The following is a 14,839-nucleotide window of genomic DNA, read 5'->3' on the forward strand; positions in this document are numbered from 1 at the left end:
AGGATTACCCGATACGACCCTGCGTGCCAGCGCCCGTCAGCCCGCCACCAACCGCCAGAAAAACACCGCGCTCATCCCGAAGCCAATCACCGCCACAAAGGCCCGCACGCACCAGGCCGGCACCGCACGGGCGATCGGCGCGCCGGCATAGCCGCCGACAGAGGCCGCGACCATCATCACGATCGCCTGCGGCCATTCAACGATGCCCGCCACGGAAAATGTCAGCACGGAAATCGAGGACAAAACGAAGGACAATCCGGTCTTCAACCCGTTCATACTGTGGATCGAGGTCATTCCCCACAGCGAGAACAGTGCCAGCAGCACGATCCCGAGCCCACCGTTGAAATAGCCGCCATAAACGCTGACCGCGAACAACCCGACCGCTCCTTCCGGCGTCACATCCCGCGCGTGCCGCGCCGCCCAACTGCGAATTTCGGCGCCAAACAGGAACACGAGCGTCGCGAACAGCAACAGGAACGGAACAACCGCGCTGAACGCCTCGTTCGAGGACACCAGCAGCAGCAGCGAGCCCACAAGCCCGCCGGCCAGCGTGATCCCAGCCAGACGCAGCAGGGCGCGCCGCTCGAACGTGGCCATGTCCTCCCGGAACCCCAGCGCGCCGCCAAGGTAGCCGGGGAACACGGCAACGGTGCTTGTTGCATTGGCCACCACGGGCGGCAGGCCGGTGAACACCAGAGCTGGAAAGGTCAGGAACGTGCCGCCCCCCGCGATGGTGTTCACGATCCCTGCTCCGAAGGCGGCAACGAACAGCAGGATGTAGTCGATCATTCGTAGCCTCGAATCTGGTCTGACGTTGCCATCGGTCCCGTCGGGGCTTGCCCCAGTTTTCCCGGTTGTCGCAACCAGAACGGAACCGCCACGGGGGGGGGGCCTCCGGGGGCAGCAATGCGCAACAAGCTGCGGCGCCTTTGCTCGCTCGTCCGGGGGCATGCGGTCTGTGATGCTGCATTCGAGCAACTCCACCGCGGCGATGACCCTTCCCGAGAGCATCGGGCGCGGATGGTTTTCTGACACCGCGCAGTCGAGGCAAAACGGCAGGCTGGCACCGGTGGCGCCGATATGTTGAAGGCCCTTTTCGCGCAGGACCCGCGAGCGGTCTGGGCCGTCGCGACTGACCACGTCCCTCACAGCATTCTGCCCCCCGGGTTCGATCAGGTCGGTGCCGCACGCTTTGGAGATATTTGCACGTGTGCGAATTGGCGAAACCACACGACATCGCCGGACAGTTCACTCGCGGCGTCGCCTGTGCCTGCTTCAGGATCGGCACTCAAAGATTGGTGTCTGCCGACAGGATGGGCCGTCGAAGGCCGTCACCCCGGCGCCGAGTGGCCGGTGCCGGGGTGCCTTTTCAGGTCACACGTGGCTGTCCTTGACCAGTTCGCCCTCGGCATGGCCGGCATGGCCGCCCGAGACCTCTTCGGTGGCTTCGTCCGACAGCTCTTCCGGCAGGATGAGGTTCAGGACGATGGCGATCAACGCCGCCGGCAGCAGGCCGCTGGTCATCAGGATGCGCAACGTGTCCGGCAGGTATTGCACGGCCTTTGGCTCCAATTGCAGGCCAAGCCCGATCGACAGCGCGATGGCGAAGATCACCATGTTGCGGCGGTTCCAGCGCACGTCCGACAGCATCGAGATACCGGCGGCCACCACCATGCCGAACATCACGATCACGCCGCCGCCCAGCACCTCGATGGGGATGGTGCGGATCACGGCACCCACTTTCGGCACCAGCCCGCACAGGATCAGGAACAGCGCGCCGATGGTCACCACATGCCGGCTCATCACGCCGGTCATGGCGATCAGGCCCACGTTCTGGCTGAAGGATGTGTTCGGAAACCCGCCGAAGATCCCGGCCACGGCGGTGCCCACACCGTCGGCATAGGTTGCGCCGGTGATCTCCGCTTCCGTGGCTTCGCGGCCCGCGCCGCCCTTCGTGATCCCTGACACGTCGCCCACGGTTTCAACCGCCGAGACAAAGGCCATGAGGCAGAAGCCGACAATCGCCGCCACGCTCATTTCGAAGCCGTATTTGAACGGAACCGGGAAAGAGACGGTTGCGGCACGGCTCCAGCTGGTTGCAATGCCCTCGACCGTGATCATGCCGACCATCATCGCATAAAGGTAGCCGACCAGGATGCCGATCACGACCGCCGAAACCGCCAGCATGCCCCGCGCGTAGAACTTCAGGCCCAGAGTCACAAAGACCACGATCAGCGCCGCCGACCAGTTCAGGAGCGAGCCATACTCAGGTTTGTCCATTGCGGGAACACCGCCCGCCGCATACTGGATGCCGACCTTGACCAGCGCGAGGCCGATCATCGTCACCACAAGACCCGTCACCAGCGGAGGCAGGGCAAAGCGGATCTTGCCGATAAACGTTGCAATGAAGGCATGGAACAGGCCGCCGATCACAACGCCGCCGAACAGCGCTGGCAGCGCCTCGACGCCCTTGCCCGCTACCAGCGGGATCATGATCGGAATGAAGGCAAAGCTGGTGCCCTGCACGATCGGCAGCCGGGCACCAACCGGCCCCAGCCCGATGGTCTGAAACAGCGTCGCGATGCCGGCAAACAGCATCGACATCTGGATCAGGTATGTCATGTCCGGGAAACCCTGTGCCCCGGCGTCAGACCCGAAGCCAAACCCGGCCGCCCCGGAAATGATGATCGCCGGCGTTACGTTCGAGACGAACATGGCCAAAACGTGCTGAATTCCCAGAGGAACGGCGCGTTGAATCGCTGGCATGTAATTTGGATCCCGGAGCTGCTCCGGAGTTCCGATGGATGTGTCTGCCATAGTGGTTGTCCTCCCCTGACCGACAAGTATGTGCTGACCCATCGCCAGCAGCGCGCTTCAGTGTTCGATGATGTACGGCTCGCTGAACCAGTGTTCTTCAAGGTTGTCGCCCGCGCCGATCCGATCCACGACAGCAAAAAGCCCGGGCTCCGCCAGCGGCGTAAGAACGCCGTGCCATGTGCCCCGGTGAAAGTTGATCGCCTGCCCCTGTGCCGTCAGAAACGCCCGTGGCGACACCGGCACACCGGCGTCATCGGCCGCAACAACCACCAGGAACGGGTCGGCAGACATCGGCACGAACGCCTGGCTGCCGGCGGGGTGCCGCTCGACCATTTTCAGCTGGAGCGGCAAGGTTTCCCGCTCGCCCCGGAAAATGCTGATCCCGGCCCGCCCGTCCGAGAAATCCAGCCGCGCCCTGTCGTGAAAGCGGCCGCATTTTCCCCGGTTGATCCACTTGTCCGGCGTTCCCGATGCCTCCAGCAGATCGCCATAGGGGGCGAAGGCATCGGCAGTAAGCGCCTCGATCTTCACCACACGGGTCACGACGGCAGGTTCTCCATCAGCCGCAGTTCGGCGATCCGCTCCACTTGCCGGCAGGCTTCGGCAAACTCGGTGTCCCTGTCGTGCTGAATGCGGCGCTCGAAGGCGTCCATGATGCTTGCCTTGGTGTTGTCCCGCACCGCGATGATGAAGGGAAAGCCAAATTTCGATGTGTAGGCGTCGTTCAGACGGGTAAAGGCCGTGCGTTCGTCGTCGGTCAGTTCGTCCAGTCCGACAGATGCCTGTTCCGCCGTCGATTCCGCCGTGAGGCGCTTGGCCGCGGCCAGCTTTCCGGCAAGATCCGGGTGCGCCGTCAGCACGCCAAGGCGCTGGTCTTCGCTGGCGCTGCGGAACACCCGCGCCAGCGCCTGATGCACGCCCCGAGCGGTGTCATGGGTTGGCCCAAGTTCCAGCGCATGGGCGCCTTCTGCTATCCACGGGCTGTGCTCGAAGATGCCACCGAACTCGGCGACAAAGGTGTCACGGTCCATCTCGGAGGGGCGAGAGAACGACACTGGCGGATTCTCCCTGGCCCAGTGCTCGGCAATCTGAAGGCGGGTGGCGAACCAGACGCCATCGTGCCCCATGAAATGCTCCAGCACCCGCTTCAGCGCAGCGGCCCGGCCCGGCCGGCCAATCAGGCGGCAATGCAGCCCAATGGACATCATCTTCGGCGCTCCGGCCACGCCTTCGGCATAGAGCGTGTCGAAACTGTCCTTGAGATAACTTTCGAATTGATCGCCATTACTAAAGCCCGCCTGGATCGCAAAACGCATGTCATTGCAGTCCAGTGTGTAAGGCACCATCAGCTGATCCTTGCCACCGGCCCGAACCCAATACGGCAAATCGTCGGCATAGCTGTCTGAAATATATTCAAAATTTCCGACCTCTGCTGCCAAATCTACCGTATTCAGAGAGCAGCGCCCGGTGTACCAGCCGCGCGGCGCCGCGCCGGTGGCCTCGGTGTGCAGCCGGATCGCTTCGGCAATCTGGGCGCGTTCCTCGTCCTCGGGCATGTCCTTGTGTTCGACCCACTTCAGGCCGTGACTGGCGATCTCCCAGCCCGATGCTTTCATCGCCGCTACCTGCTCCGGCGCCCGCGCCAGCGCTGTCGCCACGCCGTAGACCGTTATCGGCAAGTCGCCCAAAAGGCGATGCACCCGCCAAAACCCGGCGCGCGCGCCGTATTCATAGATCGATTCCATGTTCCAGTGGCGTTGCCCCGGCCAGGGCTGCGCGCCGGTGATCTCGGACAGAAACGCCTCCGAGGCCGGATCGCCGTGGAGAATATTGTTCTCTCCGCCTTCTTCATAGTTCAGCACGATTTGCACGGCGATCTTCGCGCCGTTCGGCCAATTGGCTGCCGGGGGCGTGGGGCCGTATCCGGTCAGATCACGGGGGTAGCGAGTCACGGTTCTTCCTCTCAGGTTGCCAACCACAATATTCCAAAACAATCACAAGAATTATCAAAATTTCCAGAAAGGAGTATCTTGCCCGCCGTGCTTTGCGAACCGCAAGCAGACACGCCATAACCCCCGCAAACGAGAGGAGACCGACCCGTGACTGGATATCTGACAACCCATGTGCTCGACACGGCCCGCGGCTGCCCCGCCGAGGGTCTGAAGATCGACCTCTTCCGGATCGACGGTGACACCCGCCAGCACCTCAAGACCGTGGTAACCAACAACGATGGCCGCACCGACGCGCAGATCCTGCCGGCCGAACAGTTTGAAACCGGGGTCTATGAACTGGTGTTCCATGCCGGCGCCTATCTTGATGCAATCGGAACGCCGCCGGAGAGCCCGCGGTTCCTCGATGTCATCCCGTTGCGGTTCGGCATGTCGGAGGCGTCGCATTATCACGTCCCGCTATTGCTCTCGCCGTTCGGATATTCCACCTATCGCGGCAGCTGAGCCTGTAGCGAGCTGTCCCGCACCACATCGCCGATCCGGCCAACGACATATTCCATGAACAGCCGGGTTTTCGGATCTTGCCGCCGACGATGGGTGTAAAGACACGCCATCTGGATTGGTTCCGGGGGGGTGCCCGTTGCCACGGGCACAAGCCGGCCCGCCGCGATATGGTCGGCCACCTCGAACACCGGTTTCATCGCGATGCCCTGCCCCGAAAGCGCCCAGTCAGTCAGCACATCACCATCGTCGGATTCGTACCGCCCGGACACACGGAAGCGCCGCGGGCCCTCGGCTGTCATGAGCCGCCATTGAAACTCTTGCGCGCCGGGAAAACGCAGGCTCAGGCATTCGTGCCCCTTCGACACCAGCTCTTCCCCCGTGGCCGGGTTGCCGCGCGCCGCCACATAGGCCGGTGAGGCGCAGAGTACACGTTCCACATCGGCGATCTTGCGAATGCGCAGATTGCTGTCTTCCGGCTGGCCGAGGAAGAACGCAAGGTCCAGTCCCTCTGTCGTCAGGTCCACCTTGCGATCCGTCAGCCGCAGCCTGACCTGTACCTCGGGATATTCACCCAGGAAGCCGGGAACCTGCGGCGCGATCAGCCGACGCCCAACCCCAAGCGGCGCTGCGACATACAGCGAGCCCCGCGGATTGTCGGTGATGTCGACGATCTGCGCCTCTGCGCTTTCCACCGATTCAAGGATCTCGCAGGCCCCGCCGTAAAAGGCCTTGCCTTGCTCTGTCGGGGTCAGGCTGCGTGTGGTGCGCTGAAACAGACGCACGCCAAGGTGGCTTTCCAGCTGAGAGATCCGGGACGACGTGACCGCCGGTGATATCCTCAAATCCCGCCCGGCCGCCGACATGCTGCCAAGTTCGTAGACACGGACGAATGTGCGAATGTTGTCCAGGTACGACATTGTTTCGATTTTTTTGATACAGCTTGGCGTCTTGCGACAATACACGAATAATTATAGCTCGCCTAGGGTGCATGAGAACTCGAATCTAGGGAGGTTGCCTTGTACGACTTGGCATTGTTCTGGGACTGGATCGCCTTCGCGGTTCGTTGGCTCCACGTAATCACAGCGATGGCCTGGATCGGCGCGTCGTTCTATTTCATCGCGCTCGACCTGATGCTGAAACCCAACCCCGCCCTGCCCGATGGCGCCTATGGCGAGGAATGGGAAGTGCATGGCGGCGGGTTCTATCATACCGTCAAGTACCTCGTCGCGCCGGCGGAGATGCCCGAGCACCTGACCTGGCACAAATGGCAAAGCTACACCACGTGGTTGTCGGGCGCGGCGCTTCTGATGATCGTCTACTGGCTGGGCGGCGAGCTGTTCCTGATCGACCCCACGAAGGTCGCCATGCCGCTGTGGCTGGGCATCCTGATCTCCGGTGGATCGCTCACCATCGGCTGGCTGGCCTATGACCAGCTCTGCAAATCAAAGCTGGGCGAAACGCCCACAAAGCTGATGCTGATCCTGTTTGGAATCCTCGTGATCATGGCCTGGGGCTACAACCAGATCTTCACCGGCCGCGCCGCACTACTGCATCTCGGCGCCTTCACCGCCACGATCATGACAGCCAACGTGTTCTTCATCATCATGCCGAACCAGCGCATCGTGGTGCAGGATCTGAAGGAAGGCCGCACGCCGGATGCGAAATACGGCAAGATCGCCAAGCTGCGCTCGACCCACAACAACTACCTCACGTTGCCGGTGATCTTCCTGATGCTGAGCAACCACTACCCGCTCGCCTTCGGCACGCAATATGCCTGGGTCATCGCCAGCCTGATCTTCCTGACCGGCGTCACCATCCGCCACTACTTCAACACCATGCACAAGACCGGCAAGGGCCCGATCTGGACATGGTTCGCCACCGTGGGCCTGTTCCTGCTGATCGTGTTGCTGTCCACAATCCCCGTTGCCGACACCTATGAACAGGCTGAAACCCGCGCCCTCACACCCTATGAGCAAAAGTTCGCTTCGGCCGCGCATTTCGAGGACGCCTATGACACGGTGTTCAGCTATTGCTCGATGTGCCACGCCCGCGAACCGGGCTGGGAGGGGATCATCGCCCCGCCCAAGGGGGTCGTTCTGGAAACCGAAAGCGACGTGGCCCGCCACGCAGAACAGATCTTCCTGCATGCCGGGGCCAGCAACGCAATGCCTCCGCCCAATGCGGTCGAGATGGATCGGGAGTCCCGCAACATAATTGTCGCCTGGTATCGCGCCGGAAAGGCCAACTGAAACCCGTGGCCGCGAAAGAGAAAACCATGCACCTTGGGTTGATCGGATACGGCAGCATCGCGCACTCACTGATCGGGATGCTGCCGGCCGACCGCGTGCCCCGTGTCACCGTTCTGGTCCGGCCCGCCTCTCTCGACAAAGCCAAACACGACGCACCGCCCACAGGCTCTGGTCCGGCGGTGCAAGTCGTTTCAACGCTGGAGGGTCTGCTGGCCGCCCGCACCGGCGTAGTCGTCGAATGCGCGGGGCACGCCGCAGTGGCTCGCTTCGGCGCCGACATCCTTCGCCGCGGCATCCCCTTCATTCCGGCATCCCTCGGCGCCTTAGCCGATGCGGATCTGCACGAGAACATGCTGCAAGCCGCCCGCACCGGCGGCGCCCGCCTCACCATCCCCGCCGGGGCCATTGGCGGGCTCGACCTGTTGCAGGCATTGGCGCTGAACGGGCCGCCGCGCGTTACCTATCGCGGCATCAAGCCACCCGCCGCGTGGAAAGGCTCGCCCGCAGACGCGATTGTCGACCTCGACGCGCTGGCCACACGCACAGTCTTCTTCTCCGGCACGGGCCGGGAAGCGGCCTCTGCCTACCCGAAGAATGCCAATGTGGTGGCCGCGATCGCCTTGTCCGGCGGCGGTTTCGACCACATGAAGGTGGAACTCGTCGCAGACCCCGAAGCGCGGGCAAACAGCCACAGCTACGAGGTGATCTCGCCGATCTGCACCTACACCATCGAGATCGCCAATTCGCCAAACCCCGCGAATCCGCGGACCTCGATGACCACCGTGGCCAGCCTGCTGCTCGAAATCCTCAGACACGATCCCCAGGAACCCCTGTAGCGCTACCCGGCCCTCACCCCGACACACACCCGGGTCAACGCATCGGCTGCCCCGGTGCTACGGAATTGCCGGAGTGTTGGCAGGCGTTGTCGGGGCGACGGATCGGCCCACGTTTCATGCATGCTCAATCAGAGGACAGCGAGCGCGGTGCCGGGCTGCGGCCACTTCGAAGGTCGCGAAACGGCGGATCCAATGCTGACGTCGGCGCCATTGATCCGCGCTCAAGAACGATGGGCCTATGCTGCACCGGGCTCTGGCGATCCGGCTCTTTCCTGCGTTGAAGAGGACACAGCCACCGACAGACAGGCGCGGTCAGAGAGCCCCCTGCAACTGGTGCGGACGTGCGAGACGCGGTTCCGACCGCGCTCGGTACACCATTCATGAAAGCTGCGGGTTGATGCCTCGCAGGATGGGGACGTCCGGCGGTCGCCTGGCTCGAGCAACAGTTCCGGCTGTCTACACAACCGGGGCTCTCTCCGGATCGACACTGCGTCGGACGGCCCGAAACACGATAACCGCTGCAAGCAAAGCGACCACGGCAAGGATCGTGGCGCTGATGGGCCGTTGCAGAAAGATCCACATTCCATCGTCGGAGATTAGCAGAGAGCGACGGAAGTTTGCCTCGCAGATCGGCCCGAGGATCGCGCCCATGACAATGGGGGCCAGCGGGTAGTCAGCGCGGCGCAGGAAATAGCCGACGATTCCGAAACCGAACATCACCCAGAGGTCGAAGACCGCGGACTGGATGGCAAAGACACCAACGGTGGAGAGCAGCATGACTGCCGGGATCAGAAACGCCTTTCGTAGCCTCAGGACGGACACGAAAACGGGTGTCAGCACCACGCCGAGGACGAGCAGGAACAGGTTCGACGACATATAGGCGAGGAAGATACCGCCGGCGACATCCGCATTGTATTCAAACAGTTCCGGACCAGGGAAGAAGCCGAGCAGGAACAGCGCTGCCATCAGGACGGCGGTAGAACCGTCACCGGGAATACCGAGCGACAGGGTTGGAATCAGCGCACCCCCGCAGCAGGCATTATTGGCGGACTCCGTCGCGACAACGCCCCCTTCCGCACCCTCGCCATAGACCTCGCCACGCTTGGGACGAGCCTTGGCAATGGCATAGGCTGTGAAGGCGCTGATGACACCACCGGCCCCCGGCAGTGCTCCGAACGTGCTGCCGAGCAGGCTCGACCGCACGAGGTTGGGCACATGCCGGGACACGATCCCGAGCGCCCTGAACGGTGCGCGGACTGGAGGGATGTCGGGCTTGGTCAGGAAGCTGCCGCCACGGATCTGGTAGATGACCTCGGAGATTCCGAACAGACCGACCACGATGGCGACGATGTGGAAGCCGTTGTACAGGTTGTGCGTGCCGAAGGTGAAGCGATAGGCATTGGTGAAATCATCGGTGCCGATGGTGGCGAGCAGGAGGCCGAACGCACCCGTGATGAACCCTTTCACAGCGGATTCCCGGGCCACGACCACGATTGCCATCAACCCCAGTAAGGTCATGGCAAAGTATTCCGGAGGTGCAAAACTCAACGCGAACTCCGCGAGGAAGGGCGAAAAGAAGATCAGCACTGCCCCGCCGATCAGCCCGCCGATTGCCGAGGCCGAGATGGCGATGCCAATCGCGTCCTGTGCCCTTCCGTTCCGGGCCATCGGGTAGCCGTCGAGAAGGGTCGCGGCCGCCAGCGGTGTACCGGGAATGCGCAGCAGGATCGCGGAAATCGCCCCGCCGCAGGAGCCGCCGACATATACAGCGATCAGCAGGCCCATTCCCGCGACGGGTTCCAGGTGGAAAGCCACAGGCAAAAGCAGGATGATCCCCATCAGCGGGCCGAGGCCGGGCAAGACGCCGATCATCAATCCCAGGAAGCAGCCAGCCGCCGTGAGAAAAACCGTGAGGGGTGATAGAAACAGGCTGGCGCCAGTGGTCAGAAGTTCCATTCTCTCCTCTCAGACGGGCAAGGCGATGCCAAAGATGCCGACGGGCAGCACGACGTTCAGAAGCACCTCGAAAACGAAGGCGGTTGCCAGCGACAAAGCGAGCGCGAAGGCCGCCGCCTGCACGAGCCGAACGCCAAACATCATAAGGATGGCGAAGATGAAGGCCGGAGTGGTGATGTGATAGCCAAGTACGGGCAGCGCCAGCAGGTATCCTGCAAGACCCACCACCGAGGCGACCGGCATCCAGGCCGGCGCATTCGCTGCGTCGTCACGGGATTTGCCCGCCGGTAGCCCCCGCAGGGTCGCGAGCAGAACCGATCCGAGGTGCCAAAGTGCGAGAACTCCAAGAAGCGCCGCCACGATCTGCGGGTAGAGCGCTGCGTTTGTCATCGCGTCGCCCGATGCGACGTCCTGCTCGGCGAGCGAGGTTCGGCTCTGCTGGACCACGACAATGGGCGGGACCAGCAGAGCGAGGGCAACGCCGATTTCGATCCAGTCGGGAGGTCTGGTATCTGACATCGGCGTTTCCCTTTTCTCCGCGCGCTACTTCAGCGCGTCGAGTTGCTCTTTTTCCCAGGCGATGGCGTCGATCCCGCTCTGCAGTTGCTCTGCAACCGGGGCGACAATCTCGTCATACTGGTCCGGAGAGTAGCCGAGCGGAACGAAACCCACATTTAGGATCTTTTCCTTCACCTCGGGGTCATTCACCGCCGCGCCCATCGCGGTGCGCAGTTTTTCCACAACATCCTCTGGCGTGCCCTTTTTGACCAGCCACCAGTTCCAGCCCATCGGTGCAAGGCCGGACATGCCCAGATCGACACCAAAATCCATCACACGTGGCGCGCCGTCATAGACTTCGGAGGCGGCGTCCAGTTCGGAGAGAACCGCGATCACCTTCAGGTGGTCCTTGTTGGTCTTGTAGAAGCCGGGATTTGAAGTCAGGAAGTCGAGCACGCCTCCGCGCAGATCCTTCACGCCATCCTGCATCTCCGGATAGGGAACCGGCTTGGCAACGATGTTGGAGGTCTGCATGACCTTGGCCAGAACCATATGCGGAAGGTTGCCGGTGCCACCGGTGGTGTAGCGCATCTTGCCCGGGTTCTCCTGGGCGTATTTCACAAAGCCCTCGAAATCATCGAAGCGGTCTTCGTCAGCACGAACCACGATGGCAAAGGCGTTCGAGGTGCCCGACCAGAGCGGGACGAAGTCCTTGTAGGTCCAGTCGGCCTTGCCAAGCAGCGGCTGAAGCACCAGCGGCGCAACATATCCGTCGAACAGCGTGTAGCCGTCAGCGGGGCGCTCCATCGCCGTCTTGAACGCCTTGGTTCCGGCCGCGCCGGGCGTCGAGACAACCGAGACGTTCACGCCCAGCTCATCGCCCATGGCATCGGCTATGATCTGGCTCACGCCCATCGTCGCGCCGGGGCCCCAGGGATAGATGTCCTCGATATTGCGCTCCGGGAACTCCGCCATCGCCGATTGCGCGACGGCGAAGGTTGATACGGCCGCAGCGGCCAAAATTGTCAGTGGTTTACGCATATGCACTCCTCCCATGCGTGGTTCGCTTCGGCATGGACAGCCCATACCAGTCATAGACACTTTGTGGCGTGTCGTGGTCGGCCAGCGTTTGCTCGATGAAGTGGCGAAGTTGCGCCGTGACAAGTTCATCCTTGATCGGGTTTTTCTGACCCGGGTCGGCAACGAGGTCATAGAGCCTTGTGCCGATATCGCCGAAGCCTTTGCCATCGTTCATCGGCACACGCTTGGCATCCTTCAGCGCCGCATAGCTGACCAGCGGCACACCCTTGGTGAAGTCGAAGGGCGGCACCAGTTCGGCTGTAGCGAGCTCCTCAGCGGTGAAGTATTCGGTCATGTGAGCGGGAACGAGCGTGTGTTCTCGCAGCCCGTCCCGCTCGACATCGTCCGGGTATAGATACATCACATGTGTGCCGTCGGTGACACCGATGGCACCGCCAAAGATACCGAAGATTGCCGAAGCCCGTCCGCATGCAGCGTTGCCATTGGCGACCCGTGCGAGGTCGATGGAACGTGCCTCCGGCGGTGGGGCGATGCCGTGCAGACCGAGCAGGGTTGGCATCAGATCTGTCGACTGGGTCAGCGCATCAACCTTGCGTCCACCCGGCTCGGGATGGCGCGGATCGTGGATCATCAGCGGGATGTGCGAGATCTCTTCGAAATAGGGCATCCGGCACTTGCCCCACCAATCCTGTTCGCCGAGCAGGAATCCATGATCCGTGGTCAGGACTAGGGCAGTGTCCTTCCACATGTCATGTTCATCGAAATAGTCGAGCAGCTTGCCGAAATAGTGGTCGCACATCGCCACCAGCGCACAGTAGTTGGCCCGGATCGCATCGATTTCTGCGTCGCTCTCGACCACTTTGTCGTAGTGTGGCCAGTCGAGGATCTTGCCGGTGTAGCGCGTTTCTTCGGTATGGAAACGTTCGGGCGCGAAGAAGGGTTCGTGCGGATCGAAGCATTCCAGCATCATCATCCAGTCTTCCGATCCGCGATTCAGGTCGAGAAACTCGAAGGCGCTGTTGAAGCACTTGACCGCCGGGAAATCCTCCTCGGTTTTAATGAATTGCCGGTTGATCGCGTAGTTCAGGCGCTTCGGGGCACGTTCGAAATCGTAGTGCTTCTCGGAAAAGGTCTCGCGGATATGGTCCATCGGCGGTTCGACCAGCGGTTTCCATGGATCGTATTCTTGGCCACGATGAAACTCGTAGCTGCTGAAGCGAGTGTGAAAGCCGCTGCCGCCATCCTCCATGTAATGCAGGTGATCGGTGATCAGATGCGTATAGACGCCCTTTGCCCGCAGCATTTCCGAGAAGGAATTGTCATAGGGCTCCAGCGGCCCCCAGCTGCGGTGCATGAAATTGAGCCGACCCGTGTGCATGTCGCGTCTCGCCGGCATGCAGGGCATCGAACCGACATAGTGCTTGGAAAAGCGGGCCGACCTTGCGGCAAACCTGTCGAAGTTGGGCGTGGCAACGGCCGTGCCACCATAGCATTGCAGCGCGAGGCGATTCAGGCTGTCAAACAGAACGAAAACAGTACGCATTCGAGTCCTCCGTGGCGACAGCATCTGCTTGCATTGCGATAAAATCTAATTGAAAATTGTCATATCGTGATAACTACAGGTAATCACCGATCATGTTTCATCCGTTCTACTCGCGCCCAATGGTGTTGTTTCAGGCAATTTACGAGACTGGCAGTTTGCGAAAGGCCGCCGAGACGGTCGGACTGACGCAGCCGGCCCTCACCAAGAGCCTGCAGCAACTCGAGGAGCAACTCGAAGCCGCACTCTTTGTCCGAACACCGAAAGGAATGGTGCCGACCGAGGCGGGCGATGCGCTTTACCGGTATGCCTACAACCTCAAGAAAAGTGCGGAATACGCACAGTTGGAAATCGCAGGGCTGGAGACGGGAGAACGCGGGCTGCTGCGTATTGGCGGCGGAGTAACCTGGGCAACGACCGTGCTGCCCAAGGTTCTGAGCAACATGCGCTACGAGTTTCCCGACCTTGCATTGGACCTGGTGACAGGGATCACTGACCAACTCTGGCAACAGCTTGAGAACGGTCGCATCGACATCATGATTGCCGCCGAAGGGCACAATGTCCCGCTGGACCCCGAGTTCGTGACAATCCCGCTAGCCCGAGTGCCCATGACCGCTGTCGCAAGTGTCGACCATGTTCTTGCGCAAGGCGGGCCCTTGCCTGTAAGCCGGCTTCTCGATCACGACTGGTCAGGCTTCTACGAAGACGATGCGCTTATCCAGCGCGCCCAGTTCCACCTTGGCAAATTCGGGCTGCAACCGCCTGCATTTGTCCTCCGCTCCAACTCTTTCACAGCATTGATGCAAATGGTTCGTCTGTCGGGATCCATAGCAATCATCAGCGACATCCTGGTCGAACAGGCCGAATTGATGGGGATTTGCAGGATACCGCTGGACGCGCCGCTCTGGTCGCTTCAGACCAATATCCTGCTTCGGCGATCAGCCCTCTCACTCAAGTCCATTCAGCGTTGCATCGAGATCACGCGAATGGCGATCTCCCACCATCGCCCGGAATACCTGATCTCGTGAAACCGGGAGAGGTCTGCCGGTGGCAGAGGCATGCAAATCGACTGATGCCCCGAGTGTTCGTTGATGGACCCGGTTGCGAGTGTTCCAGATCGGGAGTTCGGCGACCCGCCGGTCGAAACCCATCGACACGAAGTGTTCGCAGAGGAGTTTCACACAGGCGTTGTTCGTCCCGAAGCCGTGTCGCCAGTACGATCGGCCGTCCGGTCGCATTCATGTGGGCCATGTCTGAATAGAGTTTCCGCCGCCGGTGAGAGCATGTTGAGCGCGACGATCTAACGAGCGTGGTTGCACCTGCGGATACCTTGTCGGCAATGATTTTTGCCCGTCAGATCGCCATGAGTTCCATGACGTTCAGCCCCCCGGACTGAAGGCGGTTGAATCGTCCGCTGACTCCGTTCCCCCATGCACCGCCCGACAGGCG

Annotated in this window: 13 protein-coding genes; 4 read left to right on the forward strand and 9 right to left on the reverse strand. The window is 61.7% G+C overall.

The genetic code is table 11. The features are described 5' to 3' along the window. Positions 1 to 36 precede the first annotated feature (36 nt). From CLV78_RS22145 to puuE, 4 genes are all read right to left on the reverse strand, one after another. Positions 37 to 789 (reverse strand): sulfite exporter TauE/SafE family protein, encoded by a 753-nt coding sequence (locus tag CLV78_RS22145; RefSeq protein WP_106208174.1) that lies wholly within the window; start codon positions 787 to 789, stop codon positions 37 to 39. 585 nt (positions 790 to 1,374) lie between these two features. Then, the gene (locus CLV78_RS22150; RefSeq protein ID WP_106208120.1) at positions 1,375 to 2,817 is read right to left on the reverse strand and encodes a uracil-xanthine permease family protein; all 1,443 of its coding nucleotides are present in this window, start codon (positions 2,815 to 2,817) and stop codon (positions 1,375 to 1,377) included. A gap of 57 nt (positions 2,818 to 2,874) precedes the next feature. Then, the gene (locus tag CLV78_RS22155) at positions 2,875 to 3,360 is read right to left on the reverse strand and encodes an ureidoglycolate lyase (RefSeq protein WP_106208122.1); all 486 of its coding nucleotides are present in this window, start codon (positions 3,358 to 3,360) and stop codon (positions 2,875 to 2,877) included. Beyond that, positions 3,357 to 4,769 carry an allantoinase PuuE gene (puuE, locus tag CLV78_RS22160; RefSeq protein ID WP_106208124.1) on the reverse strand — a complete coding sequence of 471 codons (1,413 nt, stop codon included), beginning with the start codon at positions 4,767 to 4,769 and terminating at the stop codon, positions 3,357 to 3,359. The genes CLV78_RS22155 and puuE overlap by 4 nt, the downstream gene beginning before the upstream one ends. 147 nt (positions 4,770 to 4,916) lie before the next feature. Between puuE and uraH the strand changes: the two genes are divergently transcribed. Then, positions 4,917 to 5,270, forward strand: a complete 354-nt coding sequence (gene uraH, locus CLV78_RS22165) for a hydroxyisourate hydrolase (RefSeq protein WP_106208126.1) — start codon at positions 4,917 to 4,919, stop codon at positions 5,268 to 5,270. Here uraH and CLV78_RS22170 read toward each other — a convergent pair. After that, positions 5,255 to 6,187 (reverse strand): LysR family transcriptional regulator, encoded by a 933-nt coding sequence (locus CLV78_RS22170; protein ID WP_106208128.1) that lies wholly within the window; start codon positions 6,185 to 6,187, stop codon positions 5,255 to 5,257. The genes uraH and CLV78_RS22170 overlap by 16 nt on opposite strands. 99 nt (positions 6,188 to 6,286) lie before the next feature. On the opposite strand from CLV78_RS22170, the gene CLV78_RS22175 reads away from it, so the two are divergent. Then, a complete protein-coding gene (locus CLV78_RS22175) occupies positions 6,287 to 7,519 on the forward strand; it encodes a urate hydroxylase PuuD (RefSeq protein ID WP_106208130.1) in 1,233 nt (410 codons plus the stop codon). A 5-nt stretch (positions 7,520 to 7,524) separates the two neighbouring features. Further along, on the forward strand, positions 7,525 to 8,355 hold the full coding sequence (locus CLV78_RS22180) for an aspartate dehydrogenase (RefSeq protein ID WP_211301057.1): 831 nt from the start codon (positions 7,525 to 7,527) through the stop codon (positions 8,353 to 8,355). A 456-nt stretch (positions 8,356 to 8,811) separates the two neighbouring features. On the opposite strand, the gene CLV78_RS22185 is transcribed toward CLV78_RS22180, so the two are convergent. Genes CLV78_RS22185 through CLV78_RS22200 form a run of 4 tightly spaced genes read right to left on the reverse strand, consistent with a single transcriptional unit; the run spans position 8,812 to position 13,393 of the window. Next, a complete protein-coding gene (locus CLV78_RS22185) occupies positions 8,812 to 10,311 on the reverse strand; it encodes a tripartite tricarboxylate transporter permease (RefSeq protein ID WP_106208132.1) in 1,500 nt (499 codons plus the stop codon). A gap of 9 nt (positions 10,312 to 10,320) precedes the next feature. Continuing rightward, the gene (locus tag CLV78_RS22190) at positions 10,321 to 10,830 is read right to left on the reverse strand and encodes a tripartite tricarboxylate transporter TctB family protein (protein ID WP_106208134.1); all 510 of its coding nucleotides are present in this window, start codon (positions 10,828 to 10,830) and stop codon (positions 10,321 to 10,323) included. A gap of 24 nt (positions 10,831 to 10,854) precedes the next feature. After that, positions 10,855 to 11,850: a Bug family tripartite tricarboxylate transporter substrate binding protein gene (locus CLV78_RS22195; protein ID WP_106208136.1), complete on the reverse strand. Its 996-nt coding sequence runs from the start codon at positions 11,848 to 11,850 to the stop codon at positions 10,855 to 10,857. Then, entirely contained in the window at positions 11,843 to 13,393 is a 1,551-nt protein-coding gene (locus CLV78_RS22200) for a sulfatase (protein WP_106208138.1), read from the reverse strand. Before CLV78_RS22200 ends, CLV78_RS22195 begins: the two co-directional genes overlap by 8 nt. A 92-nt stretch (positions 13,394 to 13,485) precedes the next feature. Between CLV78_RS22200 and CLV78_RS22205 the strand changes: the two genes are divergently transcribed. Beyond that, complete coding sequence (locus CLV78_RS22205; RefSeq protein ID WP_106208140.1) at positions 13,486 to 14,418, forward strand: LysR family transcriptional regulator; 933 nt, start codon at positions 13,486 to 13,488, stop codon at positions 14,416 to 14,418. Positions 14,419 to 14,839: the final 421 nt, after the last annotated feature.

Source organism: Aliiruegeria haliotis (genome assembly GCF_003003255.1).
GTDB classification, from domain to species: Bacteria; Pseudomonadota; Alphaproteobacteria; order Rhodobacterales; family Rhodobacteraceae; genus Tropicimonas; species Tropicimonas haliotis.

Coding starts and splice junctions, on each gene's coding strand:
- CLV78_RS22145 (WP_106208174.1), bottom strand. CDS start 789: ATGATCGACTACATCCTGCTGTTCGTTGCCGCCTTCGGAGCAGGGATC.
- CLV78_RS22195 (WP_106208136.1), bottom strand. CDS start 11,850: ATGCGTAAACCACTGACAATTTTGGCCGCTGCGGCCGTATCAACCTTC.
- CLV78_RS22200 (WP_106208138.1), bottom strand. CDS start 13,393: ATGCGTACTGTTTTCGTTCTGTTTGACAGCCTGAATCGCCTCGCGCTG.
- CLV78_RS22150 (WP_106208120.1), bottom strand. CDS start 2,817: ATGGCAGACACATCCATCGGAACTCCGGAGCAGCTCCGGGATCCAAAT.
- CLV78_RS22185 (WP_106208132.1), bottom strand. CDS start 10,311: ATGGAACTTCTGACCACTGGCGCCAGCCTGTTTCTATCACCCCTCACG.
- CLV78_RS22170 (WP_106208128.1), bottom strand. CDS start 6,187: ATGTCGTACCTGGACAACATTCGCACATTCGTCCGTGTCTACGAACTT.
- CLV78_RS22205 (WP_106208140.1), top strand. CDS start 13,486: ATGTTTCATCCGTTCTACTCGCGCCCAATGGTGTTGTTTCAGGCAATT.
- CLV78_RS22190 (WP_106208134.1), bottom strand. CDS start 10,830: ATGTCAGATACCAGACCTCCCGACTGGATCGAAATCGGCGTTGCCCTC.